Here is a 23,439-nt window from a genome sequence, read left to right as displayed (position 1 = left end):
GATCCTCCCTCTGGCGCAGGCCGCATCTATGACACAGCAGCATGAAACGAGGCTAAGCCCGCAACGATAGCGCCAACAATTTCTGGCAGAAACCGCTCTGAACAATGGTTCAAAGTCAAGGTTTATTTGCAATTGACGCGCGGGTGCAAACAGGCCATTTTAGGTGAATTAGTCGTAACTACAGTTACTTATCGGAAATGCCTTTCCCGAATTTTCTGACCTACTAATTTATTAGTTGACTAAAAAATCCTCTTTTGACAACGTAGGGCATCCGACCTTTCACGGTCGGGGATACAACCAATCGGGAGGAAAAGATGCGGAAGTATCTTATCTCCGCCGTTGCGGCTTCTGCCGTAATTGCGGGCACTCAATCGCTCTATGCCGACGAAGCGGCGGCGAAGCGCTGGATCGATGCAGAATTCCAGCCATCTTCGCTCAGCAAAGATGAGCAGATGAGCGAAATGCAGTGGTTCATCACTGCGGCACAGCCCTACGCGGGCATGGAAATCAACGTTCTGTCAGAAGGCATTCCAACCCACGGCTACGAAGCCGAAGTTCTGACCAAAGCGTTCGAAGAAATCACCGGCATCAAAGTCAACCACCAGATCCTCGGCGAAGGCGAAGTGGTTCAGGCGGTGCAAACTCAGATGCAGACCAAGCGGAACCTCTATGACGGCTACGTCAATGACTCCGACCTGATCGGCACGCACTCCCGCCTGCAGCTGGCCTACAACCTGACCGACATGATGGCGGGTGACTGGGCGGCAACGACCTCTCCGACGCTCGATCTGGATGACTTCATGGGCACCCAGTTCACCACGGGCCCGGATGGCGACCTTTACCAGCTGCCAGATCAGCAGTTTGCCAACCTCTACTGGTTCCGCAAAGACTGGTTTGACCGCGCAGACCTGCAAGAGCAGTTCAAAGCCAAATACGGCTATGACCTCGGCGTGCCTGTAAACTGGTCTGCCTACGAGGACATCGCAGAGTTCTTCTCCAAAGATGTCAAAAACATCGATGGCGTCGACATCTACGGCCACATGGACTACGGCAAACGCGCCCCAGACCTTGGCTGGCGTATGACCGATGCTTGGCTGTCAATGGCAGGTGCAGGCTCCAAGGGTGAGCCAAACGGTGTGCCAATCGACGAATGGGGCATCCGCATGGAAGCCGGTTCCTGTAACCCAGCTGGTGCATCCGTCACCCGCGGTGGTGCAGCAAACGGCCCAGCGGCGGTTTACGCGATCCGCAAATGGGATGAATGGCTGCGCAACTACGCGCCTCCCGGTGCGGCATCTTATGACTTCTACCAGTCTCTGCCAGCACTGGCACAGGGCAACGTGGCACAGCAGATCTTCTGGTACACCGCGTTTACCGCAGACATGGTGAAGCCTCAGTCTGAAGGCAACAACACCGTGGACGCCGAAGGCAACCCACTGTGGCGCATGGCCCCAAGCCCGCACGGCCCATACTGGGAAAAAGGTCAGAAGGTTGGCTATCAGGACGTTGGCTCCTGGACCTTCCTGAAGTCCACCCCATCTGAGCGCGCACAGGCCGCATGGCTCTATGCACAGTTCGTGACCTCCAAAACGGTTGACGTGAAGAAATCCCACGTGGGTCTGACCTTCACCCGTGACAGCTCTGTGAACCACGAAAGCTTCACCGAGCGCGCCCCGAAACTGGGTGGTCTGGTAGAATTCTACCGCTCCCCGGATCGTGTGGCTTGGTCCCCAACTGGCGTGAACGTGCCTGACTATCCGAAGCTGGCTCAAATCTGGTGGCAGCAGATCGGTGACGTGAACTCCGGCGCCTTCACTCCACAGGAAGCGATGGACCGTCTGGCCGAAGAAATGGACATCACCATGGCTCGTATGCAGCGCGCAGACGAAGCTCAGAATGTCTATGGCGGCTGTGGTCCACGCCTCAATGAGGAAAAAGACGCAGAGTGGTGGTTCGCCAACGGCGGCGCAAAGCCAAAGCTGGACAACGAAAAACCACAGGGCGAGACCGTCAACTATGACGCTCTGATTGCCCGCTGGAACCAGAACTAACTGTTCCTCCTGACCTGACACTCCCCGTGTTCATGGTCGAACCGGCCGGGGCTTACTTTTAAAGCCCCGGCCACCTTACACACACTCCCCTCCTCCATTGCCCAACCTCTTGGGCCGACTCCATAAGGATCAAAGGTGCATCCATGGCACTTGAACTAAAGAACATTTCCAAGGTCGTGCAGGGTGTAACACACATCAAGCCAACGACCCTGACGTTGAAGAAAGGCCACTTCAACGTTCTGCTGGGTGAAACCGGCGCTGGCAAAACCTCTCTGATTAAGATGATGGCCGGGCTCGACCCAATCGCCGCCGGCCAAATCATCATGGAAGGCGAAGACGTCACCGCGCTGACCACTCAGAAACGCAAAATCAGCCTCGTGCACCAGTTCTTTGTGAACTACCCGCACATGACCGTGTTTGAAAACATTGCCTCCCCGCTGAAAGTGGCAGGCATGGCAAAGTCGGAGATCGCAGACCGCGTGGCCGAAGCCGCCGATATTCTTCAGCTTGGCCCGATGCTGCACCGCCGCCCGCATGAGCTTTCCGGTGGTCAGCAACAGCGCTGTGCGCTGGCGCGCGCCATTGCCAAAGAAAGCCGCGCGGTGTTTCTCGATGAGCCGCTGGCCAACCTCGATTACAAACTACGCGAAGAGCTGCGCGAGCAGCTGCCAGAGCTGTTTGCCGGTCGTGGCGCGGTTGTGGTCTATGCGACATCCGAGCCCGAAGAAGCGCTGCTGCTGGGCGGGGAAACCGCGCTGATGGTAGACGGCAACGTGGCGCAGTTTGGCCCCACCGCTGACATCTACCGCGCCCCGGCCTCCCTCACCGCGGCCCGCATCTTCTCTGATCCGCCGATCAACCACGCACCTGTCACCAAACGCGGCGATGCCATGCACCTTGGTGCGCTAAGCTGGACCGCATCCGGTGAGGCCGCAGGTCTGACAGATGGCGACTACATCATGGCTGTGCGCCCACACCACGTGTTGCCCCATGCCCATGACGGCTCAGATGTTGCGCTCAAAGGCCATGTTGGCGTGACCGAACTCTCAGGTTCTGAAAGCTCGGCCCACTTTGACTTTGACGGCAACAGCTGGGTCAGTCTTGCCCATGGCACCCACCCCTATCGGATTGGCGGAGAACATGACTTCTTCCTTGATCCGACCACCTGTTTTTACTTCGCGCCCGATGGCGCCCGCGTCGGCTGAGGGCAGACAGAATGGCGAAAATCACACTTAAAAACCTCCGGCACAGCTACTACCCCGATCCCAAGGGGCCACAGGACTTTGCCCTGAAAGAAGTCGATCTGGATTGGCAAGATGGCGGCGCTTACGCCCTGCTTGGCCCCTCCGGCTGCGGCAAATCCACCCTTCTGAACATCATCTCGGGCCTCTTGGTGCCGTCTGAGGGCCAGATCCTGTTTGACGGCCAAGACGTCACCACCCTGCCCCCCGATCAGCGCAACATCGCGCAGGTGTTCCAGTTCCCGGTGATTTACGACACCATGACCGTGCGCGACAACCTCGCCTTCCCGCTGAAGAACCGCGGCGTGGATCCGGCGATCATCGAAAAGCGCGTGGCCGAGATTGCCGAGATGCTCGAAGTCACCGACATGCTGGATCGCAAAGCCGCCGGTCTGTCGCCAGACAACAAGCAGAAGATCTCCATGGGCCGTGGCCTTGTGCGCGATGATGTGAACGTCGTCATGTTTGACGAGCCGCTCACCGTGATCGACCCGCACCTGAAATGGAAACTGCGCACCAAGCTCAAAGAGCTGCACCAGCGCGTCTCCCAGACCATGATCTACGTCACCCACGACCAGACCGAAGCGCTCACCTTCGCCGATCAGGTGGTGGTGATGCAGCTGGGCGAAGTGGTGCAAATCGGCACGCCCGAAGAGCTGTTTGAACGCCCCGCCCACACCTTTGTCGGACATTTCATCGGCTCCCCCGGCATGAACGTATTGCCTGCGGAAGTCAAAGACGGTCAGGCGCATTTTGCGGGCCGCCCCGTGGCACTGGAAGGCCCGATCAAAGCCGGCGCATCAGGCAAGCTTGAAATCGGCATCCGCCCAGAGTTTGTCAGCCTTGTTGACAGCAGCATCGCCAGCGCAATCCCGGGCACCGTCACCCGTGTCGCTGATGTGGGCCGCCACACCGTGGTCGAAGCCACTGTTGACGGCCACAAAGTCGCCGCCATTCAAAACGGCCCTGCGCCGCAGAAAGGTGACGCGGTGCATTTGCATTTCACCCCAGAGCACACCCGTCTTTATGCCGACGGCTGGATCGCTTCTGAGCCCGCGCAAAAGGAGAGCGCAGCATGAAAACCGAAAACCAAAAAGCCTGGTTCTTCGTCGCCCCGGTGCTGATCCTTGTGGCGTTCAACGCCATCATCCCGATGATGACCGTGGTGAACTACTCCGTACAGGAAACCTTTGGCGACAACCTCTTCTTCTGGGAAGGCCTGACCTGGTTTGAACAGATCCTGCGTTCAGAGCGGTTCCACGCAGCGCTTGGCCGTCAGTTCTTCTTCACCTTCATGATCCTCATCATCGAGATCCCACTGGGCATCGCAATTGCCCTGTCCATGCCCCGCAAAGGCTTCTGGGTGCCGGTCTGCCTTGTGCTGATGGCCCTGCCCATGCTGATCCCATGGAACGTGGTTGGTGCAATGTGGAACATCTTTGCCCTGCCAGACATTGGCCTTCTGGGCTATTTCCTCAACCACGTGCTGGGCATCAACTATGACATGACCCAAGATCCCGTGGCCGCATGGGTGACCATCATCACCATGGATGTGTGGCACTGGACCTCACTGGTGGTGCTTCTGGCCTACGCCGGTCTGGTTTCGATCCCGGATGCCTACTATCAGGCTGCCAAGATCGACGGTGCCTCCAACTGGTCAGTGTTCCGCTTTATCCAGTTGCCCAAGATGAAAAGCGTTCTGACCATCGCAATCCTGCTGCGCTTCATGGACAGCTTCAACATCTACACCGAGCCTTTCGTGCTCACAGGGGGTGGCCCCGGCAACTCGACCACGCTCCTGTCCATCGACTTGGTGAAAATCGCATTGGGTCAGTTTGACCTCGGCCCCGCCGCCGCGATGAGCCTCATCTACTTTGCAATCACCCTCTTTGTGTCCTGGCTGTTCTACACACTCATGACCAAAGATGACCTGAATTAAGAAAGGGCAACGATCATGCAAAAACGATCCCTTGTCCCCATCCTGTATATCTTCTTCCTGATGCTGCCGATCTACTGGCTGGTGGCGATGAGCTTCAAAACCACCAATGAGATTCTCTCTGGGTTTTCGCTCTTCCCACAGACCTTCACGCTGGAGGCCTATGTCACGATCTTCACCGATCCCTCTTGGTATTGGGGATACATCAACTCGATCATCTATGTGTCACTGAACACGCTGATCTCCATCGCGGTGGCGCTGCCAGCTGCCTATGCCTTCAGCCGCTATCGCTTTCTGGGCGACAAGCAGCTGTTCTTCTGGCTGCTGACCAACCGCATGGCACCAGCGGCCGTGTTCGCCCTGCCCTTCTTTCAGCTCTACTCCGCTGTGGGCCTGTTTGACACGCACCTCGCCGTGGCGCTGGCGCACTGCCTCTTCAACATCCCGCTCGCTGTGTGGATCTTGGAAGGCTTCATGGGCGGCGTCCCAAAGGAACTGGATGAAACCGCTTATGTGGATGGCTATTCCTTCCCACGCTTCTTCCTGACGATCTTCATCCCGACGATCAAAGCCGGTGTGGGTGTGGCTGCTTTCTTCTGCTTCATGTTCTCATGGGTGGAGCTGCTCTTGGCCAAAACCCTGACCGCTGTTGCCGCAAAGCCAATCGCCGCAACGATGACCAAAACCGCCTCTTCTGCGGGGTATGAGCTGGGCCTGCTGGCTGCCGCCGGCACGCTCACCATCATCCCGGGCGCCATCGTGATCTATTTTGTCCGCAACTACATCGCGAAGGGCTTCGCGATGGGGAGAGTTTGATATGCTGAGCTGGATGGCATGGACCTGGCCCACGGCCGCAATCTTCATCGTGTTGTTCTCCACAATCGGTCTGCTGATTGTGCTGGAGATCAAGCGCCCCGGCGGGGACGAGCGCAAAGGCGCACTGGGCCTTGTCACCACCCGCGGTGACCGCTTGTTCCTCACCTGCTTGGGTGGCAGCTTCATCTTCCTTGCGTGGCTGGGTCTGATGGGCGAACCGCTCTGGTGGCCACTGGGTCTTGCAATCGGCTGGGGCACCTTCTGCTTCTGGAAGGTCTGATCCCAAGTCACAGAAAAACCAAAGGCAGACGCTCACCGCGTCTGCCTTTTTCTTTTCCCGACAGTTGCCTGCCGTTTTCAGCGACAGCAAACCAATGCAAGCAATGTCAGAAATCCTGCCTGACCTTTTCCTTTAAGGCGGATTACGCCTCGCAAGAGCCACGCATTTCAACCCAAACCGAAGATCCCTTAACGCTTCAGCGCGCGGATCCGTCTGTCAACGCGCCGCATTGCCCACATCCCCCCCGGTATCATCAACGCAGCAAACAGAATGGCTTCACCAACAGGATGGCTGCTGCCGCTTGATGCGCGCAGAAGGTAATATGCGCCGCCCACCAACGGTGCCGTAGCGATTGGAAGCCAGACAACTACAGGCATATTTTGTTTCAAGGCACTCCCCTTTCGGCGACATCAAAAACGCACGCTTAGATTGCATCCTTCCAGTAGCCGCCTCAACAAAGAACAGCCCGCCGACACAGTTTTTCTTCTCACGCAACACGCAACGGTTTCACGGCTGCAAAGAGCAAACGACTCAAAAGTTAACGCTGCCGGCATGTCGGAAAATGGCACCTACGCAATACAGTCGCGATACCGACGCAATACCGACGTGCCTGCAAATGGTTAACGCCCCGCTGTGATCCTCTCACAGCGGGGCGTTTTACGTTAACTTTTTGGCGTAAATTGCTGTCTGTTTTACCAGGTGCGCTGCGCCAAAGTGTTCAGATGGTTCAGCCGATCCAGATTGGCCACCGTACTCAACATTATGCGCTCGTGGCTCCAGTCTTCTGGCTCTGCAAGCGCAACCGCACCTACCAGCACACACACGGCCATCACGACCGACAGGAGCGCACCAAACAGAACCGCCTCTTTAGCCGGGGCGTCCTGATCTTGTGCAATCTCCAGAATGCGGTCCTTCAGCATCGAACGACGCGACAGAAATGGCACCCGCCGCCCCACCAGTGGCACGCCAAAGGCTGCAGGTTGTTGCGTCGCATTGCTGCTGCGCCGCGCAATCTCCAAAAGGCGCAGTGCGTAAGTGTGCGCATCGAAACCTTTGCGCGACAGATACGCCCGGTCACAAGCCAGTTCACCAAGCTTGCGCAAGCGACTGGAAAGAAACCAGAAACCTGGATTGAGCACCGCAACGGGAGAGATCAGAGACAGCAAAACCTCAGCGTCCACATCGCCTTGGCGGATGTGCTGCAGCTCATGACCAAGCGCCATTTGCACCGCCGTGCGATCCTTCAGCATCGCCTGTGGCAGCACCACATAATAGCGCCACAATCCACGGGTCGAGAACGGCACACTCACGGTGGGGCTGGCCACAATGCGGCAGCGTTTTGTGTGATGCAGAACATAGCCTTCGCGGATCGCATGGCGAATGCGCCCAACGTTCAACAGCAGGTAGCCACTGCGCGCAATCAAGGCAGCCAGAAACGCCGCAATCACCACTTGGGCAATCAGCGAGCTTGCGTTGGCAATCTGTGACAACCAATCGGTTTTCATCACCAGAAGCTGCTGCATTTGATAGGCGCTGATGTCGATATTGCCGTTCAGAACATGCGAAACCAAAGCGTCCGTTGCATTAACGTTCGCCGCATAAGGAGAGGACACAAGATAAGGCGCCACCAAAGGCAGCACCGCAAGACAAGCGATCACAGCCATCCCCATCCGACGCCGCGTATAATAGCTCCGTCGTCGCCCTGAGAGTATCAAAATGCCCTCAAAAGCACCGAAAACCAACGCGGCCAAAAGGATCACAAGCTGTATCCAGATCGCCCCCCCTACGACTTGATCAACAGTCATCCTTTCTGATCCTCGTTTCAATGATCTCTTTGATTTCCTGGATCATTTCATCTGTCAGATCCTCATTATCCACCAGTCGCGCAACCAGCGCTGTCGGGGTTCCTCCAAACAAGGTTTTTGACAGGTTCTTCAGGCTGCGACCTTCATAGTCGCGCTTCGCAACAGATGGGGTATACACCAGCGCTCGATCCTTTCGGGCCGAGGTGACAAATCCCTTCTCGTCGAGAATCTTCATCACGGTGGCAACCGATGTGTAAGCGCGCGGATTTTGATCATCCAGCACCGCCATAATATCGCGCACTGAGCCCGATCCAATGTCCCAAAGGGCGATCATAAACTCAAGCTCAACATCCGTGAGCATTTCACTGCGTCGACGTGCCAATAGGCCACTCCGTGGTTAAATTACTAGGGAATTAGTAACGCAGATGCCTCTCATCTCAAAGGATTTTCTAACAACACAGGCAACACAAGGCCTCACAAAATCGCAATTAACCATTCCCAAAGGAAACTTGCGCTACGTTAGCGGATCAAACTTTCAGACTTCGGCCGTTCCCATGCCCCCTTTACGCGGAGCGAACAACAGGAGCTTGATATGAACCGCTGCCTCGCCCTCGCCATTAGTGCTATGTTATTTAGCCTGCCTGCGTTTTCCGATGCAGAGGACGTCACGCGGCCATTCACTCTCAGCGTAGGAGAGTCGGTCTTGGGCCATACGCTCGAAGCAGGCTACCGCTTTAACAACCGCTTCGGCATGCGAGGAATGTACGGAAACGGATCAACATCAATTGATACGAGCATTGAAGGCAACACCTACGACGGAGACGTCGCTCTAGGCGGCTTCGGGCTGATCTTCGATTACTACACGAACAGCAATGCGTTCCGCCTGAGCGCAGGCGCGATAACTCTGGATCATAGATTTGACGGGGCAACAACTGGCAGCACAATCGTGAATGGCACTGCCTACACTGCACCCTTAAATGTGAACGCGCGCTTTAATCGCTCCCTCGCGCCGATGATCTCCATGGGAGTCCAAACCCCGATCCGCAACAGCAGGTTTGTATTCACGGGCGATTTGGGAGTGGTGTATACTGGAAGTGCCTCCGCAATAGGCAGCGATCCAACCAATACAATCTCTCAGTCCGACATTGATGCAGAGCTTTCTGATATCAACGAAACGCTGGAAGACCTGCCGATCGCGCCCTTTGTGAAAGTCGGCATCGGCTTCAGCTTCTAAGCGACAAACCCGTAAAGTGCTGATCCACACTTTCGATGCTTCGCTTTGGCGGATTTAGAGCCCCTCTTGATAAGAGTGAAAAACCATACGCTTAGCAGAAAGATAATGTGGTGCCCAAGGAGAGACTCGAACTCTCACGCCCGTGAAGGCGGGGGATTTTGAATCCCCTGCGTCTACCATTCCGCCACTTGGGCCACGTTCTCCATTTAGCCAAGCTTCAAAGGAAGGTCCACCCACAAAACGCAACTTTCTGACAGAGTTTCAAAGATCCACTCTCGGCGCACTTATGCCCATTCCATGATTATTTGCTTGCACTTAAATGCCAATGCCCTACGCAAGAGAAAGGTGGAAAATAAGGCTTAAGAGACCGAAGTATGCTTCAACGCCTCTATCGCTGGACCATGGATCTGGCAGATCATCCCAGGGCCCTCTGGGCGCTCGCCTTTATCAGCTTTATTGAAAGCTCCGTGTTTCCAATCCCGCCGGATATCTTGATGATTCCGATGATTCTGGCCGCACCGTCGCGCGCATGGCTCATCGCTTTGGTGGCGCTCGTCTCATCGGTTCTGGGCGGCATGCTTGGATATGCCATTGGGCATTTTGCTTTCGAACAGATTGGCGAGCCGATCTTGATGTCGCTTGGCAAGGCAGATGCCGTGGCTGAGTTCTCGACACGCTTTAATGACTTTGGGTTCTGGGCCGTGCTTGGTGCAGGGATTACACCCTTCCCATATAAGGTCATCACCATCATGTCCGGTTTCACAGGCATGCCACTGGGTACGTTCATCGCAACCTCGATCCTGGCGCGCGGAATCCGCTTCTTTCTTGTCGCGGGACTATTGCGTGCTTTCGGCGAACCCATCCGCGACTTTATTGAAAACCGTCTGGGCCTCGTGACGACCGTCTTTCTGTTGCTGCTTTTCGGCGGCTTCCTCGTAGTGAGATATCTCTAAAACATGATACGCAAATACCTCTTTCTGCTGCTGACCGGGTTTTCGGTCAGCATGATCCTTGGAGCTTGGGCTTTTGAATTCATTGGTGGATTACCGCCTTGTAAGCTTTGCTACTACCAGCGCTATCCCCATTGGGTCGCAGCGGGCGCAGGTGCGCTTGCACTTGTAAGCGGCGTCACGCTACTTGCTTATGTGGCGGCATTGGGTGTCGCGATCTCGGGCGCATTGGCCCTGTTCCACTCCGGCGTCGAGCGCGGCTGGTGGGAAGGACCTTCCACTTGCACAAGTGGCGATATCACTGGCATGAGCGCCGACGATCTTTTCAATCAGATCATGAATGCCCCATTGGTGCGGTGCGATGAAATCCCATGGCAGATGCTCGGCCTTTCGATGGCAAATTACAACGCGCTGCTGTCGCTCGGTGCAGCCCTGCTCTGGGTCTATGCGATCAAGCGTTTGGCCTGATTATGACAAAGCACTTTTCACCCGGATTTCCGGGTGGAAAGCAACAAACTGGTTTCGCTGTTTGCCACCCCATCCAAGCGTCGGATTTGCGCCAACACTTCATCCAGCGTGGCCAGAGTGTCGGTGCCCAGTTCCACAATAAGGTCCCACCGCCCATTGGTGCTGTGAATTGCACGCACGGGTGTAAATCCACTGAGCTGGCGCACAATCCGGTCAGTCCCCCTGCCCTCGATCTCAATAGACATCAAACCGCGTACCGGATCCGTTTTTACATCATCCTGTAAAACCACCGTAAAACCGACAATATCGCCTCGTTGACGGAGCCGTTCAATCCGCCCCCGCACGGTTGTGCGAGAAACGCCCAAAGTCAGCGCAAGATCAGAGAGCGAAGCCCGGGCATCATTGCGCAGCGCAGAAATCAGCTTGCGATCCACATCATCCATTTTGACGGCTCCACTATCCAAATTGACCAATGTTCTGGCGTTATGTGCAAATTGCTGGGTATAATTCAATACATTTCGGAAACATCTTGCGAAGAAAATCGTCAGATGGATAAACACATGACTGAAAAAACATGTTTGCTGGTTGGTGCGCCAGTGGATAGCGGCAAACGTCGACGTGGGTGTTTGATGGGCCCGGATGCTTTCCGCACAGCCGGATTGCGCGAAAGCCTAGAGGATCTTGGCCACACGGTCGAAGATCTTGGCAATGTCGCACCACGTGGATTTGAACCTGACGCGCCAAACACACCCTCCTACGCCCTAAACGAAACCATTGCTTGGACGCGCGCACTGGCCGACGTGGCTGAAACCGCTGTCAGCAAAGGGTTCCCCATTTTTCTGGGCGGAGATCACAGCCTATCAGCAGGCACAGTCGCAGGCATTGCCAACCATGCGGCGAAAGTAAACCGGCCCCTCTATGTTCTTTGGCTGGATGCCCATACAGATTTTCACACGCCGCTCACGAGCGACAGTGGAAATCTACATGGTACACCTGTCGCCTACTTCGCTGGTCGTGAGGGGTTTGACGGATTTCCAAAAATGCAAAACCCAGTGCCAGAGGAAAATATCTGTATGATCGGCCTGCGCTCCGTGGATCTGGCAGAACGGGAAACGCTGCAAGCCACGCAAATCCGCCGGCATGACATGCGCGATATTGATGAAAATGGCATCGCACGCCCGCTGGCCGCATTTCTCGAACATGTCGCCCAAAACAAAGGACTGCTGCATGTTTCGCTCGACGTTGACTTCCTCGACCCCTCTGTCGCGCCCGCAGTCGGCACAACTGTTCCCGGCGGCGCAACCGTGCGCGAAGCCCATCTCGCAATGGAAATGTTACACGACAGTGAACTCGTCACCTCTTTGGATCTTGTAGAGCTGAACCCCTTTCTGGATGAGCGCGGCCGCACTGCAAAGCTCATGGTCGATCTTGCGGCCTCAGCGCTTGGACGACGCGTGTTTGATCGTCCAACACGTAGCTTCACTTGACAATACATTCGGGCAGCGCGCTGCCCAGATCCCCAATTTCTCCTCAGGAGCCAATCCCGCATGACCCAACCTTCAGAAAAAGCCCTTGTCCCGTTTGTGTCTGTCGACAACATGATGCGTCTCGTCCATCACATCGGCGTCGAGCAGATGCTGATCGATCTGACCCGCTATGTCGAAGAGGACTTCCGCCGCTGGGAACTGTTTGACAAAACACCACGGGTGGCAAGCCACTCCGACGTGGGCGTGATCGAGTTGATGCCGACCTCCGATGGCGAGGCTTATGGGTTCAAATATGTAAACGGTCACCCCAAGAATACCGCAGAAGGTCTGCAAACCGTAACCGCCTTTGGCTTGCTGGCAGATGTCTATACTGGCTACCCAGTGCTGCTGACTGAAATGACCATTCTGACAGCACTGCGCACAGCGGCGACTTCTGCGATGGCGGCGAAATATCTGGCCCCCAAAGGCTCAGACACGATGGCAATGATCGGAAACGGGGCACAATCCGAATTTCAATCCCTCGCAATGAAAGCCATTCTGGGAGTTAAGACCGTACGCCTTTATGACAAAGATCCAGCAGCCACAGAAAAATGCGCCGCAAACCTGGCCAACAGCGGTTTGACTGTGGTGCGCTGCACGTCTCCTGAACAGGCGATTGAAGGCGCGCAGATCCTGACAACTTGCACAGCAGATAAACAGAACGCGACCATCCTGAGCGACAATATGGTTGGCGCAGGAGTCCACATCAACGCGATTGGTGGCGACTGCCCGGGCAAAACCGAATTGGCCAAAGGCATCCTTGATCGCTCTGACGTATTTGTGGAGTTTCCACCACAAACCCGCATCGAAGGCGAAATTCAGCAAATGCCCGAAGACTTTGCCGTTACAGAACTTTGGCAGGTCATCACCGGCACCAAACAAGGCCGTCAGGATGCGCGCCAGACAACGCTCTTTGACAGTGTTGGCTTTGCCATCGAAGACTTCTCAGCTCTGCGCTACGTGCGCGACAAAGTTGCCGAAACACCGTTCCATGAGGATCTGGACATGCTGGCTGATCCCGATGATCCGCGTGACCTCTTTGGCATGCTCCAGCGCGCCAAAGCGTAAGGTCTCAGCGGAACATTCCGCGGAAAGCGCGCGCCTTTCAGGTGCGCGTTCCCTCACTTGGGCGCGCAGTCATCACCCAAAACATCTGCGCGTCGCACAACGAATGTGTGGATGGCGAAAACAACCGCATCGCTCTTTGGCAATCGCAATATGCTCTGGCGTTCGGACCTGAGATAGGCGCCCGTTTTGGCTGTCACCGGACTGCGGGGTGCCGTTTCAGAACGTGGGGTGAACAACGTCGGATCGTCATACCAAAGCGCGTTCTTGCGCCACAGCGGGCGCCCGACGCGCACGCCATCAAAAAGGCGCTGCACACGTTTGGCGATATTGGCATCATATTCTGGTACGGGTGTATGAATACCAATCAGCGGCTTCCCAATTTTCTCAGCCAGCGTCCAGCTTGCAGGAAAACACAACACCGCCCCTGTCAGCACGTGCTCATCCCCTTGCTTTTGCAAAAGACAGATATCTTCTTGGATGAGCTGTCCAAGCGTCTCCATGGGGTTGTCCCAGTCGAGGATCACCACACGTCCATCTGGGCACACCACCTGCCCTGCGGATACGCCAAAGTCGGTGCGACCCGCCAAAACATCCAAAACGTTTTGCAACACCTCCTGGGCAGCGACCAAAGCGCCCGGATCCAAACGCGTCACGTCGTCCTTGCGCTGCGCAAGCAGGTCACGGCGCAACGCCATTTGCGCGGCATAAGCTTCATCTATGAGCAACCATTCCTCCAAAGGAAGCGGTGCGATACCTGGGAGCGCCTTCTCGGCAAGCGCATCATAGGGGATGTGGCTTTGTAAAATCGGCTTCATGCCTCATGCCTATCCAAAGCACGAGCCTGAGGCACGCACAAAAACAGGTCTTGCCATTGTTCGAAAGAACTACCTCCCATTCAGTCACCTTGGCGTGACCAAGCGAAATCTTCCTTTGCCTTGGCAGCACTTGAACACACATTGAGACCATCGGCGCAGGAGATCTAAAATGCCTATCGAACGTATCACTTTCCCCGGCCACGGCGGCGAAATGCTGGCCGCACGCCTTGATTTGCCAGATGGTCCCCATCTCGCGACAGCCTTGTTTGCTCATTGTTTCACCTGTTCCAAAGACATTCCAGCCGCTCGCCGTGTCGCGTCGCGATTGGCCGCCATGGGCATCGCCGTTCTGCGATTTGATTTCACGGGCCTTGGGCATTCAGAGGGCGAATTTGCAAATACGCATTTCTCCTCGAATGTTGCAGATCTTGAGGCAGCCGCAGCCTATCTTAAGAGCCGTGGAATGGCCCCCAGTCTGCTGATCGGACATAGCTTAGGCGGTGCGGCAGTGTTGAAAGCAGCGACGCGTATTGCCAGCTCTAAAGCCGTGGTGACGCTGGGAGCGCCCTTTGATCCGAAGCATGTCAGCCATCAATTCGGCACAGCCATCACCGAAATCGATAGGAACGGGCAAGCCGAAGTGCAGCTCGCAGGAAGACCTTTTCAGATCACGCGGGCGTTTCTGGAAGACATCTCCGCGCAAAACCTCGCCCCTTGTATCAATGGACTGAACAAAGCCCTATTGGTCCTGCACGCCCCTCGCGACAGCACCGTGGGCATAGAGAACGCCGCACGTATTTTTGAAGCAGCAAAGCACCCGAAAAGCTTTGTGACACTGGATGACGCAGATCATTTGATTTCCAATCCGAGGGATGCAGAATATGCTGCGGAGGTAATAGCGTCATGGGCCGCCCGGTATTTGGATCTGCGTCCCCCCGCCCCGCCTCCCGGCGCGCCAGAAGGTATCGTACGTGTCGCAGAAGCCGATCCCGCAGGTTTTCTACAAGACGTAAATGCCGGTCCTTCCCATCACGCCCTGGCCGATGAACCTCTGGCGTACGGAGGTACAAATCAGGGTATGACGCCCTACGGTTTTCTGGCTGCCGGACTCGGCGCCTGCACATCCATGACAATTCGCATGTACGCAAGGCGCAAAGACTGGCCGCTTACACATGTCTGGGTCGATGTCAGCCACGACAAGGTGCACGCCCGTGATGCCGAAGCGCCTGCGGGGCAAAAGGTGGATACGTTCTTGCGCAACATCCACCTAGAGGGCGACCTTAGCGAGGAGCAAAGGCAACGACTGCTCGAAATCGCAGATCGTTGCCCGGTTCATCGCACATTGGAACAGTCATCCCTTGTGCGCACAACCCTCGCCAGCCCTGCAGAGAACGCCTCAGATTAACGCCTTGGTCCCGGTCTTGCGATTGGAGGCCGGGCAACCGGTGGCCGCGCAACCGGCGGACGGGCAACTGGCGGGGCTGGGGCGATTGGGTGCACAGGTCTGTTTGGGCGGTCTGGTCTGTCCGGACGATCTGGGCGGTCGGGATAGACCGGATATGGGTGATAGTAGTCATTCCACATCATCGAGTCATAATAAGCACCAGTGCTGACATACCCACTTGTGCTACCCCCTTCACAAGCGGCCAAAACCATTGCTGCCAGCCCAAGACCAGACACTGCCTTCAAAGATCTTTTCTTCAACATATCAGCCCCTTACCGCGCCTGAATGGATTGCAAAATTGCGTTAACATCACTCAAGGCATCCGGATCATAGCCTCTCTCAAGCACGGTGAGGCCCACGACAACACGGTTGCGCGGCAACTCAAGCACTGCGGCCGTAAAGTTGACTGACCGCCCGTTGCGGCGCCCCTTACCATCGATGACAAAAGCTGGATATCCCGCAACCGTGCGCTCTTCTGTACGCACAATCTCGGTTGTTTTCGCGAGTTGCCCACTCAGGCTTTTGGCATAATCGCGTGCATCCTTAAGAGATCTCAACTGCGGCGGCGACATCAGGCCGACCCAAACGCCATTGGCGCTTTCCGGGGACAAACCAAAGACACGCGCAACTGGGCGCAGAGCGTCTTCGGACGGCGGTGTAATCTCGCGCTCTCCACCCACACGCAGCGTCCAAAAGTCGGGCACAGTCACTTCGAACACATTGCGCCCCGCATCGGCGTAGGTCACTTCCGTTTCGGAATGCGCAACATGCGGTATAACAAAAAGAGCGCCCGCCGCTGCGCAAGCGACAAGGCTGGACCAAACTTTCATAAATGCCTCCATTGAAATTTCGCGCATTAGGACACCCAAAGCGTGCAAAATACAAGCAATATACACCGTATACCGCACCTTCCCTTGCTGTTTGGCACTTTGCCGTCTAAACGACGCTCGACCCCACGCTAAAAACAAGGCTGAGATATGATCCCGCGTTATGCCCGCCCCGAGATGGTCGCCGTTTGGTCGCCTGAAACCAAGTTCCGCATCTGGTACGAAATCGAGGCGCACGCCTGCGACGCTCAAGCCAATTTGGGCGTTATCCCGCAGGAAAACGCGGATGCCGTCTGGAAAGCCAAAGATGTGGAATTCGACGTGGCACGCATCGATGAAATCGAAGCAGTCACCAAACACGATGTCATCGCCTTCCTGACCCACCTGGCAGAGCATGTCGGCTCCGAAGAAGCCCGCTTCGTGCATCAGGGCATGACCTCTTCTGACGTTCTGGACACCTGTCTGAACGTCCAACTTGTGCGCGCAGCTGACATTCTGCTTGCCGATCTCGACAAAGTCCTCGCAGCCCTGAAAAAGCGCGCTTACGAGCACAAAGACACTCTGCGCGTTGGTCGCTCTCACGGCATCCACGCGGAACCCACCACCATGGGGCTGACTTTTGCGCGTTTCTACGCCGAAATGGACCGCAACAAAGCACGCCTGCAACAAGCGCGCGAAGAGATCGCAACCGGTGCGATTTCCGGCGCAGTTGGCACTTTTGCCAACATTGATCCGGCGGTCGAAGAGCACGTATGCGCAAAGCTTGGCCTGTCCCCAGAGCCAATCTCCACACAGGTGATCCCACGTGACCGTCACGCCATGTTCTTCGCCACGCTGGGTGTGATTGCAAGCTCCATAGAGAACATCGCGGTTGAAATCCGTCACATGCAGCGCACCGAGGTGCTGGAAGGAGCGGAATTCTTCTCAATGGGCCAGAAAGGCTCGTCTGCGATGCCGCACAAAAAGAACCCGGTTCTGACCGAGAACCTGACCGGTCTGGCCCGTCTGGTCCGCATGACTGTGATCCCTGCGATGGAAAACGTTGCCTTGTGGCATGAGCGCGATATCTCCCACTCTTCTGTGGAGCGTGGCATCGGCCCTGACGCCACCGTCACGCTGGACTTCGCGTTGAATCGTCTGGCCGGTGTCATCGACAAAATGCTGATCTTCCCAGAGAACATGCTTGACAACATGAACAAATTCCCCGGGCTGGTGATGTCACAACGGGTGCTTCTCGCTCTAACCCAAGCTGGTGTGAGCCGAGAAGATGCCTATGCGATGGTACAACGCAACGCCTTGAAAGTCTGGGAAGAACGCGTGGATTTCCAAGAGCAGCTTCTCGCCGATGCAGAGGTCGTGGCTGCACTTGGTGAAGATGGCATCAACGAAAAGTTTGACATGGGCTACCACACCAAACATGTCGACACGATTTTCGCACGCGTTTTCAAAGACTAAGACGCGGATTGCGAAACTAATCTAAGAAGGGCGCGGCCATTGGCTGCGCCTTTTTTAAACTTTTTTTGAACTAACAGGGCTGTGACTACGACATCTCAATACCGCGTGTTAGCGTAATGCTTAGCACAGAAAGTTTTTGGAGAAGAAAAAGATGTCATTCAAATCCTTCGCAGTCGCGTCTGTTGCTGTTTTTGCTTTATCCGGGCCGGTCTGGGCTGCTGGCAGCGGATCGTCTGAACCCAAGCCGAAAACTGTTCATTGCAGCAGTGGCAAGGTCTACAGCGAAAGCGCCGGCAAATGTGTGGTGCAAAAAGACAGCTCACTGACCGACGATGACTATTTTGAAAGCCTGCGCAGCCTGGCCTATGCTGGTGAAAACGCTGCGGCTCAGAACCTGCTGGCAATGATGTCAGACCAAAATTCTGATCGCGTCCTGACCTATTGGGGGTTCACACACCGTCGGTTGGGCAATGTTGATGAAGGCATGCGCTATTACAACAAGGCGCTGGTACAGAACCCAGACAACATTCTGGCGAGATCCTACATGGGGCAGGCCCATGTCGAAGCAGGTAGACTTGATCTTGCGCGTGTTCAGTTGAAAGAAATCAGGGACCGTGGCGGCGAAGGCAGCTGGCCCGAGGTTGCTCTTGCCAAGGCAATTCAAACCGGCGACACGTTTAATTACTGATCTTTTGGGGCAAACGTGACACCCATGTTTGCCCCAACCGCACCTTAAGCGCACGCAACGCGATCAGTTTTGGACAGTGCTGTCGCCCGCAACTGTCAGAAAAAACCACGACGCTTTAAGCAAGTTGTTCAGAGTTTATTTAGGGTTGGGTGAGAGATTGCTGCCCAAGATCTATGGAGACATTGATGAGCAGTCCGATTCCTCTGGCGCCGCTGGGCGGCCCCACTGATATGCCCAGTTTTGGCAACCTCGGCAAACCCACTCTCACCCGTCCACAAAAGGCTGCGATCATTGTGCGCTTTCTTCTCAACGAAGGCGCAGAACTGGCTTTGGGAGAGCTGTCAGACGGACACCAAGCCGATCTGACCTACATGATGGGCGACATGGGCTATATCGACCGCGACACGCTCGCTGAAGTGCTCATGGAGTTTGCCCAAGAATTGGAGTCTATTGGCCTGTTCTTCCCAAATGGAGTATCAGGCGCACTCAGCGTTCTGCAGGGGCAAATCAGTCCGCTCACGGAGGCGCGACTGCGCAAAGAGGCCGGCGTTCGTATGATTGGGAACCCTTGGTCACGCATCAAGGATCTGACTGTACCCGAACTGGTCAAAATGGTTGATAGCGAAAGCATCGAGGTGTCTGCTGTTCTGATGTCAAAACTGCCGGTCGATAAGGCCGCGACCGTGCTGGCTAAGCTCCCAGGTGAGAAGGCGCGCCGGATCACATACGCGATGTCCATGACCGAAAGCATCACACCAGAGGCCGTGGACCGCATCGGACTGACTTTGGCCTGCCAAATCGAAGACCGTCCTCCTAAGGCGTTCAAACAAGGCCCAGAGGATCGCCTTGGCGCCATCCTCAACAATGCCACAACTGCGACACGCGACAATGTGCTTGAGTCTCTTGATGAGAAAGATGCCGAGTTCGCAGTTGCCGTTCGCCGACGCATCTTTACGTACGCCCATATCGCGACACGTGTGAAACCACTGGATATTCCGCGGCTTGTGCGGGATCTGGATGAAGGCACTTTGATCACCGCAATGGCCTACGCCACAGAAGGTGACTTTGGGATCGCGACCGAATTCATTCTCAACAACATGTCGGCGCGTATGGCTGATCAGCTGCGCGAAGGCATCACAGACCGCGGTGAAGTCAAAACCAAAGAGGCCGAAGCCGCGATGTCAGAAATCACCACTGGCGTGCGTGAGTTGGTTGAACTTGGCGAGATTGAACTGATCAGCGACGAGGACGACGACGAGGATTAATTCCCTACCCTCGTGACCAATGCGGGTTCGCTTTAGGAGAACCTCACTTCAAACGAGCGGCGGCAACAATGGGGCCGCCGTTTTCGCGTTGGATCAACACAACCAACGGCGCGGAGCCATCAATCGAAACTTCCATGGCAAGATCACTCCGCCCAGTCCAGCGACGCACATTTTGCCAATCATCCACAATATTGGCATAAGAAAACACCTTACCTGCATTCTCTCCGCGCTTGATCGAAACCTTCTCAGCAGGCCGATATCGGACGACATGCACATTCATCGGCGTGCTTAACTCTGTCGAAGCGGCAATACTCACTGTAGCGCCATTCCGGATGACTTGCAGGTCAACCAATTCTGGCGCAGCCTTATGCGCCTCAATCAACCGCTCAACTTTGTTCGGATGCGCTCCAACCACGTGATCTTGTCCATTCACGATCATCTGAGGCGTATATACTGAGCGATGCCCCGCAGCGCGGGCGTAGCTGTGTTGGCGTTGGGTGAAAGCAGGGTTGGCAAACTCATCTTTCCAGCCAATGTAATCCCAATAATCAACGTGCAGCGCGAGGGCGATAACATCTTCTCTCCCCGCCAATTGCTCCCGCAAGTAAGCATCTGCCGGTGGGCAAGAAGAACACCCCTGAGATGTATATAGTTCCACGACAACAGGCGACTCTTGTGCGGCAACTGTTGAAGCAAGTGAAAGCCACAGAGTCGCAAAAATAGCTGTTGTTCGGATCATAGTCACAGTCATCCCCTAGAGCGTGTCCCAGACATCGTTTTATGCCTGCGACGGCTCACTTGCCAATCAAGGTTTCGCGAGAAATCGGTGAAGTAACAGTCTATGAGACATATGAACCACAAGTTTGATGAACAGGCGTCTACTGGATGACCGTGAACGGTCCACAGCGCCCCTGCCCTGCAAACACCTAACGTGTCATTGAAAGTCGAAACTAACCGGAAAATGATCACTTGCAGATTTGAGAGCCTTGCTCAGCATTTGGTTTTGGTCTGTCTCTCGTTCGGATTTTGTCCACATTTCATAAGGGTTCCAAATCTTATATGCCGCTCCGCCGAACGGACGTATAGACTGACTTGTCAGTATAAGGTCGATCATTGCATTGATCGGATCTTCCGTGATCTGGTCATAAAACCGCGTGGTGGATGGCTCCCAACCAAACCGTTTCCATTTTGGGCGTCCGGCGTAACAGCGTAAAATCTTTTCTGGCTCGAAAAGATCTCCCATGATGATTTCAACAGCAGAGCGTCCAAACTTGGCCTCATGCTCGTCCATTCCTGGCCCGTCGTTGATATCCCCCATTACAACAACATGTGCCTCTTCTTGCAGCAAGCGTTCGACGCGTTCCCGAATAGAGGCAGCTTGCGCAAACAAACGAAGTCGGTTTTTGCGCGACGTCCGCTCCAAGTTTACCAGATCAACACTATTGAAAATCCCCTTGGATTTGGCATGAACCACAAACAGATTGATGTCTGCGCCGCCATCCTTGCGCAGAACACGTGCTTCGAGCGGTGGCCGATCATGGCGGTGTAACTCAAGCAAACCATCTTCGTCTGCGTCATAAAGAAAAGCTTCATCAAACCTGGGGCTCTTCGCACTCCCCGAGACACCACTGGGCTTGTGGCTGACTTCCAACGTATCGGGATCATAGAGCACCGCGATTTCCTGCGTACCTGCGTTGAAACCAAACAGACATTTGCGTGCGCGCAGCCCCGCATGAGCCGCGAAATTTTCCAAACAAGTCACTGTGGATTTTACCGCGTCGCGCCCTTTGGCTGTGTTGGGCGCTTCGGTGATGCCAATCAGATCTGCATCGATTTCTGACAGCACAGCGCCTACGGCCTCAATTTGCGGCAGAGGATCCCGGCTCTTACGCTTGTGATCCAATTCAAGCGCGTTCTGATTGGTAAAGGCGCGATCAAAATGTTCGATATTGTAGGCGGCAAAACGCATCACTCTCACTCCAAAAGATAATCACTCTGTAAAATCCCTTTAGTGGTAGACCAAATCGGCCTGATCACCAAATCGCACTCACAAAGAAAAACCCACGCCAAGAAGCGTGGGTTGGTCATAGAACGTATGTGGGGAAGGCTATTTCAAGCTCTCAAGTGCAGGCCGCAGCCGCTCATCAAGTTCGCGCTGCGTTACGGGGCCTGCGATACGCAGCACCACATTGCCCTGACCATCAATCAAATAGGTTTCCGGCACGCCATAGACACCCCAGTTCAGGGCCATACGGCCCGCGCTATCAGCGCCCACGGCCTCATAGGGATCCCCCAATTCTTTGAGGAAAGACAAGGCATTGCCCTGCATGTCTTTGTAATTGACCCCCAAAACAGCAATACCTTCCTGCTGCAATTGCATAAGGTTGGGATGCTCTACCCGGCACGGGCCACACCAACTGGCCCAGAAGTTCACCAATGTCGGCTGGCCACTGCGCAGCGCAGCATCATTCCACATGGGTTTGTCGGCCAATGGCGTCATTTCAGCGGTCGGTGCCTGTTGGCCAACCAAGGCGCTCGGCAGTTCATCAGGATTCTGGCGTTGCATTCCGATCAGAAAGAGCGTCGCAAGTCCCGCAAAGAGTAAGGGCGGCAACAATATCAGCGGAGAAACTTTACGAGCGCTCATTGCGACGGGCCTCCACTTGATCAAGATCCGCACGGGCTTTGCGAGCGGCACGAATGCTGAGCCAAACAAGACCTGCGATCAACAGCAGCGAAACCGCATATGACGACAGCACCGTGTCAGCGTATTTTCCAAGGTCCGGCATCATGCCAAGCGCTCCCTTGCCAATAGCGCACGTGTGCGGCGCTTGTGAATTTCAGTGCGCGTGCGCAACAAAACCAATGCCACAAACAGCAGAACGAAACCCGCGATGCACACCAGCAATGGTACGAAGAAAACGTTAGAAACCTTCTCTGTCGTGTCCCCTCCCGTTACTGCCTCAACACGGGCGAAGGATGCGCCCTGATGCAAACCCTGATTCCAGAAGTTTACGGCGTAGCGGCTGAGCACGGCAAAAACCGATCCTACAATACACAGAACAGACGTCAAATCTGCGGCGGTGTCGGGATCATCAATCGCTTCCCAAAGGGCTATGTAGCCAAGATAAAACAGAAAAAGGATAAGGAAAGAGGTCAAGCGCGGATCCCAGGCCCACCATGTGCCCCACATCGGTTGCCCCCAGATCGCCCCCGTAAGGAGCGCAATCACAGTCATGACCATGCCAATGGGCGCGGCTGCCTTGGCCGCAAGGGCGCTCACATGATGGCGGCGCACCAGCCAGATCAGCGAGGTGACCAGCATCATGAACCACGCATTGATCGCCATCAGCGCGGAGGGCACATGCAGATAGATGATTTTCACAGTTGAGCCTTGGCGAAAGTCATCCGGTGTAAAGAAAAAGCCCCAGATCAGGCCAACCACCAAACAGGCACCTGCTGTGATCGCGACAGGTGCCAGGAACCGTGAAACGGTTTGGCTGAATTTCACCGGATTGGCATATTCCCAGATCGATCCCATGCGGTCGTCCTAACTTTCTGTGCCGAGTC

25 protein-coding genes and 1 tRNA gene are annotated in these 23,439 nt (G+C 55.4%); 15 read left to right on the top strand and 11 right to left on the bottom strand.

All coding sequences use genetic code 11. The annotated features are described in order from the left end of the window. Positions 1–314 precede the first annotated feature (314 nt). From PJL69_RS02315 to PJL69_RS02290, 6 genes are all read left to right on the top strand, one after another. Positions 315–2,051 carry an ABC transporter substrate-binding protein gene (locus PJL69_RS02315; protein ID WP_271308211.1) on the top strand — a complete coding sequence of 579 codons (1,737 nt, stop codon included), beginning with the start codon at positions 315–317 and terminating at the stop codon, positions 2,049–2,051. Positions 2,052–2,194: 143 nt separating this feature from the next. Beyond that, a complete protein-coding gene (locus PJL69_RS02310) occupies positions 2,195–3,256 on the top strand; it encodes an ABC transporter ATP-binding protein (protein WP_271308210.1) in 1,062 nt (353 codons plus the stop codon). Positions 3,257–3,267: 11 nt separating this feature from the next. Beyond that, positions 3,268–4,371, top strand: coding sequence for an ABC transporter ATP-binding protein (locus PJL69_RS02305; RefSeq protein ID WP_271308209.1), 1,104 nt, complete (start codon positions 3,268–3,270; stop codon positions 4,369–4,371). Then, positions 4,368–5,231: a carbohydrate ABC transporter permease gene (locus tag PJL69_RS02300; RefSeq protein WP_271308208.1), complete on the top strand. Its 864-nt coding sequence runs from the start codon at positions 4,368–4,370 to the stop codon at positions 5,229–5,231. The genes PJL69_RS02305 and PJL69_RS02300 overlap by 4 nt, the downstream gene beginning before the upstream one ends. 15 nt (positions 5,232–5,246) lie before the next feature. After that, positions 5,247–6,044, top strand: coding sequence for a carbohydrate ABC transporter permease (locus tag PJL69_RS02295; RefSeq protein WP_209095367.1), 798 nt, complete (start codon positions 5,247–5,249; stop codon positions 6,042–6,044). 1 nt (position 6,045) lies between these two features. After that, the gene (locus tag PJL69_RS02290; RefSeq protein ID WP_209079048.1) at positions 6,046–6,324 is read left to right on the top strand and encodes a DUF2160 domain-containing protein; all 279 of its coding nucleotides are present in this window, start codon (positions 6,046–6,048) and stop codon (positions 6,322–6,324) included. A 692-nt stretch (positions 6,325–7,016) separates the two neighbouring features. Here the strand turns inward: PJL69_RS02290 and PJL69_RS02285 are convergent. Together PJL69_RS02285 and PJL69_RS02280 are read right to left on the bottom strand one after the other, a co-directional pair. Continuing rightward, complete coding sequence (locus PJL69_RS02285; protein ID WP_271308207.1) at positions 7,017–8,129, bottom strand: M56 family metallopeptidase; 1,113 nt, start codon at positions 8,127–8,129, stop codon at positions 7,017–7,019. Beyond that, on the bottom strand, positions 8,119–8,511 hold the full coding sequence (locus PJL69_RS02280; protein ID WP_271308206.1) for a BlaI/MecI/CopY family transcriptional regulator: 393 nt from the start codon (positions 8,509–8,511) through the stop codon (positions 8,119–8,121). The genes PJL69_RS02285 and PJL69_RS02280 overlap by 11 nt, the downstream gene beginning before the upstream one ends. Before the next feature lie 210 nt (positions 8,512–8,721). Between PJL69_RS02280 and PJL69_RS02275 the strand changes: the two genes are divergently transcribed. Next, on the top strand, positions 8,722–9,363 hold the full coding sequence (locus PJL69_RS02275) for a hypothetical protein (RefSeq protein ID WP_271308205.1): 642 nt from the start codon (positions 8,722–8,724) through the stop codon (positions 9,361–9,363). Between the two features lie 108 nt (positions 9,364–9,471). On the opposite strand, the gene PJL69_RS02270 is transcribed toward PJL69_RS02275, so the two are convergent. Beyond that, positions 9,472–9,557: transfer RNA gene (locus PJL69_RS02270), tRNA-Leu, on the bottom strand. 180 nt (positions 9,558–9,737) lie between these two features. Between PJL69_RS02270 and PJL69_RS02265 the strand changes: the two genes are divergently transcribed. Both PJL69_RS02265 and PJL69_RS02260 read left to right on the top strand, forming a co-directional pair. After that, positions 9,738–10,316, top strand: a complete 579-nt coding sequence (locus tag PJL69_RS02265; RefSeq protein ID WP_209095362.1) for a YqaA family protein — start codon at positions 9,738–9,740, stop codon at positions 10,314–10,316. 3 nt (positions 10,317–10,319) lie between these two features. Then, positions 10,320–10,781 (top strand): disulfide bond formation protein B, encoded by a 462-nt coding sequence (locus PJL69_RS02260; RefSeq protein WP_271308204.1) that lies wholly within the window; start codon positions 10,320–10,322, stop codon positions 10,779–10,781. 17 nt (positions 10,782–10,798) lie between these two features. Here the strand turns inward: PJL69_RS02260 and PJL69_RS02255 are convergent, their stop codons facing one another. Beyond that, on the bottom strand, positions 10,799–11,224 hold the full coding sequence (locus PJL69_RS02255) for an Lrp/AsnC family transcriptional regulator (protein WP_209095359.1): 426 nt from the start codon (positions 11,222–11,224) through the stop codon (positions 10,799–10,801). Positions 11,225–11,341: 117 nt separating this feature from the next. Here PJL69_RS02255 and rocF point away from each other — a divergent pair, with 117 nt between their 5' ends. Together rocF and PJL69_RS02245 are read left to right on the top strand one after the other, a co-directional pair. Next, positions 11,342–12,268, top strand: coding sequence for an arginase (rocF, locus tag PJL69_RS02250; protein WP_271308203.1), 927 nt, complete (start codon positions 11,342–11,344; stop codon positions 12,266–12,268). Between the two features lie 60 nt (positions 12,269–12,328). Beyond that, positions 12,329–13,375, top strand: a complete 1,047-nt coding sequence (locus PJL69_RS02245) for an ornithine cyclodeaminase (RefSeq protein WP_271308202.1) — start codon at positions 12,329–12,331, stop codon at positions 13,373–13,375. A 53-nt stretch (positions 13,376–13,428) separates the two neighbouring features. On the opposite strand, the gene PJL69_RS02240 is transcribed toward PJL69_RS02245, so the two are convergent. After that, positions 13,429–14,190: a heme-dependent oxidative N-demethylase family protein gene (locus PJL69_RS02240; protein WP_271308201.1), complete on the bottom strand. Its 762-nt coding sequence runs from the start codon at positions 14,188–14,190 to the stop codon at positions 13,429–13,431. Positions 14,191–14,359: 169 nt separating this feature from the next. Here PJL69_RS02240 and PJL69_RS02235 point away from each other — a divergent pair, with 169 nt between their 5' ends. Then, the gene (locus PJL69_RS02235) at positions 14,360–15,595 is read left to right on the top strand and encodes a bifunctional alpha/beta hydrolase/OsmC family protein (RefSeq protein ID WP_271308200.1); all 1,236 of its coding nucleotides are present in this window, start codon (positions 14,360–14,362) and stop codon (positions 15,593–15,595) included. A 311-nt stretch (positions 15,596–15,906) separates the two neighbouring features. Here the strand turns inward: PJL69_RS02235 and PJL69_RS02230 are convergent, their stop codons facing one another. After that, positions 15,907–16,464 carry a hypothetical protein gene (locus tag PJL69_RS02230; RefSeq protein WP_271308199.1) on the bottom strand — a complete coding sequence of 186 codons (558 nt, stop codon included), beginning with the start codon at positions 16,462–16,464 and terminating at the stop codon, positions 15,907–15,909. Between the two features lie 147 nt (positions 16,465–16,611). Between PJL69_RS02230 and purB the strand changes: the two genes are divergently transcribed. From purB to PJL69_RS02215, 3 genes are all read left to right on the top strand, one after another. Beyond that, on the top strand, positions 16,612–17,916 hold the full coding sequence (gene purB / locus PJL69_RS02225) for an adenylosuccinate lyase (protein WP_209095346.1): 1,305 nt from the start codon (positions 16,612–16,614) through the stop codon (positions 17,914–17,916). A gap of 151 nt (positions 17,917–18,067) precedes the next feature. After that, entirely contained in the window at positions 18,068–18,604 is a 537-nt protein-coding gene (locus PJL69_RS02220) for a tetratricopeptide repeat protein (RefSeq protein WP_271308198.1), read from the top strand. Positions 18,605–18,789: 185 nt separating this feature from the next. Beyond that, positions 18,790–19,869: a flagellar motor switch protein FliG gene (locus PJL69_RS02215; RefSeq protein ID WP_271308197.1), complete on the top strand. Its 1,080-nt coding sequence runs from the start codon at positions 18,790–18,792 to the stop codon at positions 19,867–19,869. Between the two features lie 43 nt (positions 19,870–19,912). Here PJL69_RS02215 and PJL69_RS02210 read toward each other — a convergent pair whose 3' ends face one another. From PJL69_RS02210 to PJL69_RS02190, 5 genes are all read right to left on the bottom strand, one after another. Next, positions 19,913–20,608, bottom strand: coding sequence for a DUF1223 domain-containing protein (locus PJL69_RS02210; protein ID WP_271308196.1), 696 nt, complete (start codon positions 20,606–20,608; stop codon positions 19,913–19,915). A gap of 195 nt (positions 20,609–20,803) precedes the next feature. After that, on the bottom strand, positions 20,804–21,838 hold the full coding sequence (locus tag PJL69_RS02205; protein WP_271308195.1) for an endonuclease/exonuclease/phosphatase family protein: 1,035 nt from the start codon (positions 21,836–21,838) through the stop codon (positions 20,804–20,806). Positions 21,839–21,976: 138 nt separating this feature from the next. Continuing rightward, entirely contained in the window at positions 21,977–22,516 is a 540-nt protein-coding gene (locus tag PJL69_RS02200; protein ID WP_271308194.1) for a DsbE family thiol:disulfide interchange protein, read from the bottom strand. Continuing rightward, complete coding sequence (ccmD, locus tag PJL69_RS02195) at positions 22,503–22,661, bottom strand: heme exporter protein CcmD (protein WP_209060353.1); 159 nt, start codon at positions 22,659–22,661, stop codon at positions 22,503–22,505. Before ccmD ends, PJL69_RS02200 begins: the two co-directional genes overlap by 14 nt. After that, a complete protein-coding gene (locus tag PJL69_RS02190; protein ID WP_209095339.1) occupies positions 22,658–23,410 on the bottom strand; it encodes a heme ABC transporter permease in 753 nt (250 codons plus the stop codon). The genes ccmD and PJL69_RS02190 overlap by 4 nt, the downstream gene beginning before the upstream one ends. Positions 23,411–23,439: the final 29 nt, after the last annotated feature.

This window comes from Shimia sp. MMG029 (assembly GCF_027947445.1).
In the GTDB taxonomy this organism is placed as follows: Bacteria; Pseudomonadota; Alphaproteobacteria; order Rhodobacterales; family Rhodobacteraceae; genus Shimia.
The sequence above is the reverse complement of the archived record's forward strand: the minus strand, read 5'-3'. Positions and strand labels throughout refer to the sequence as shown.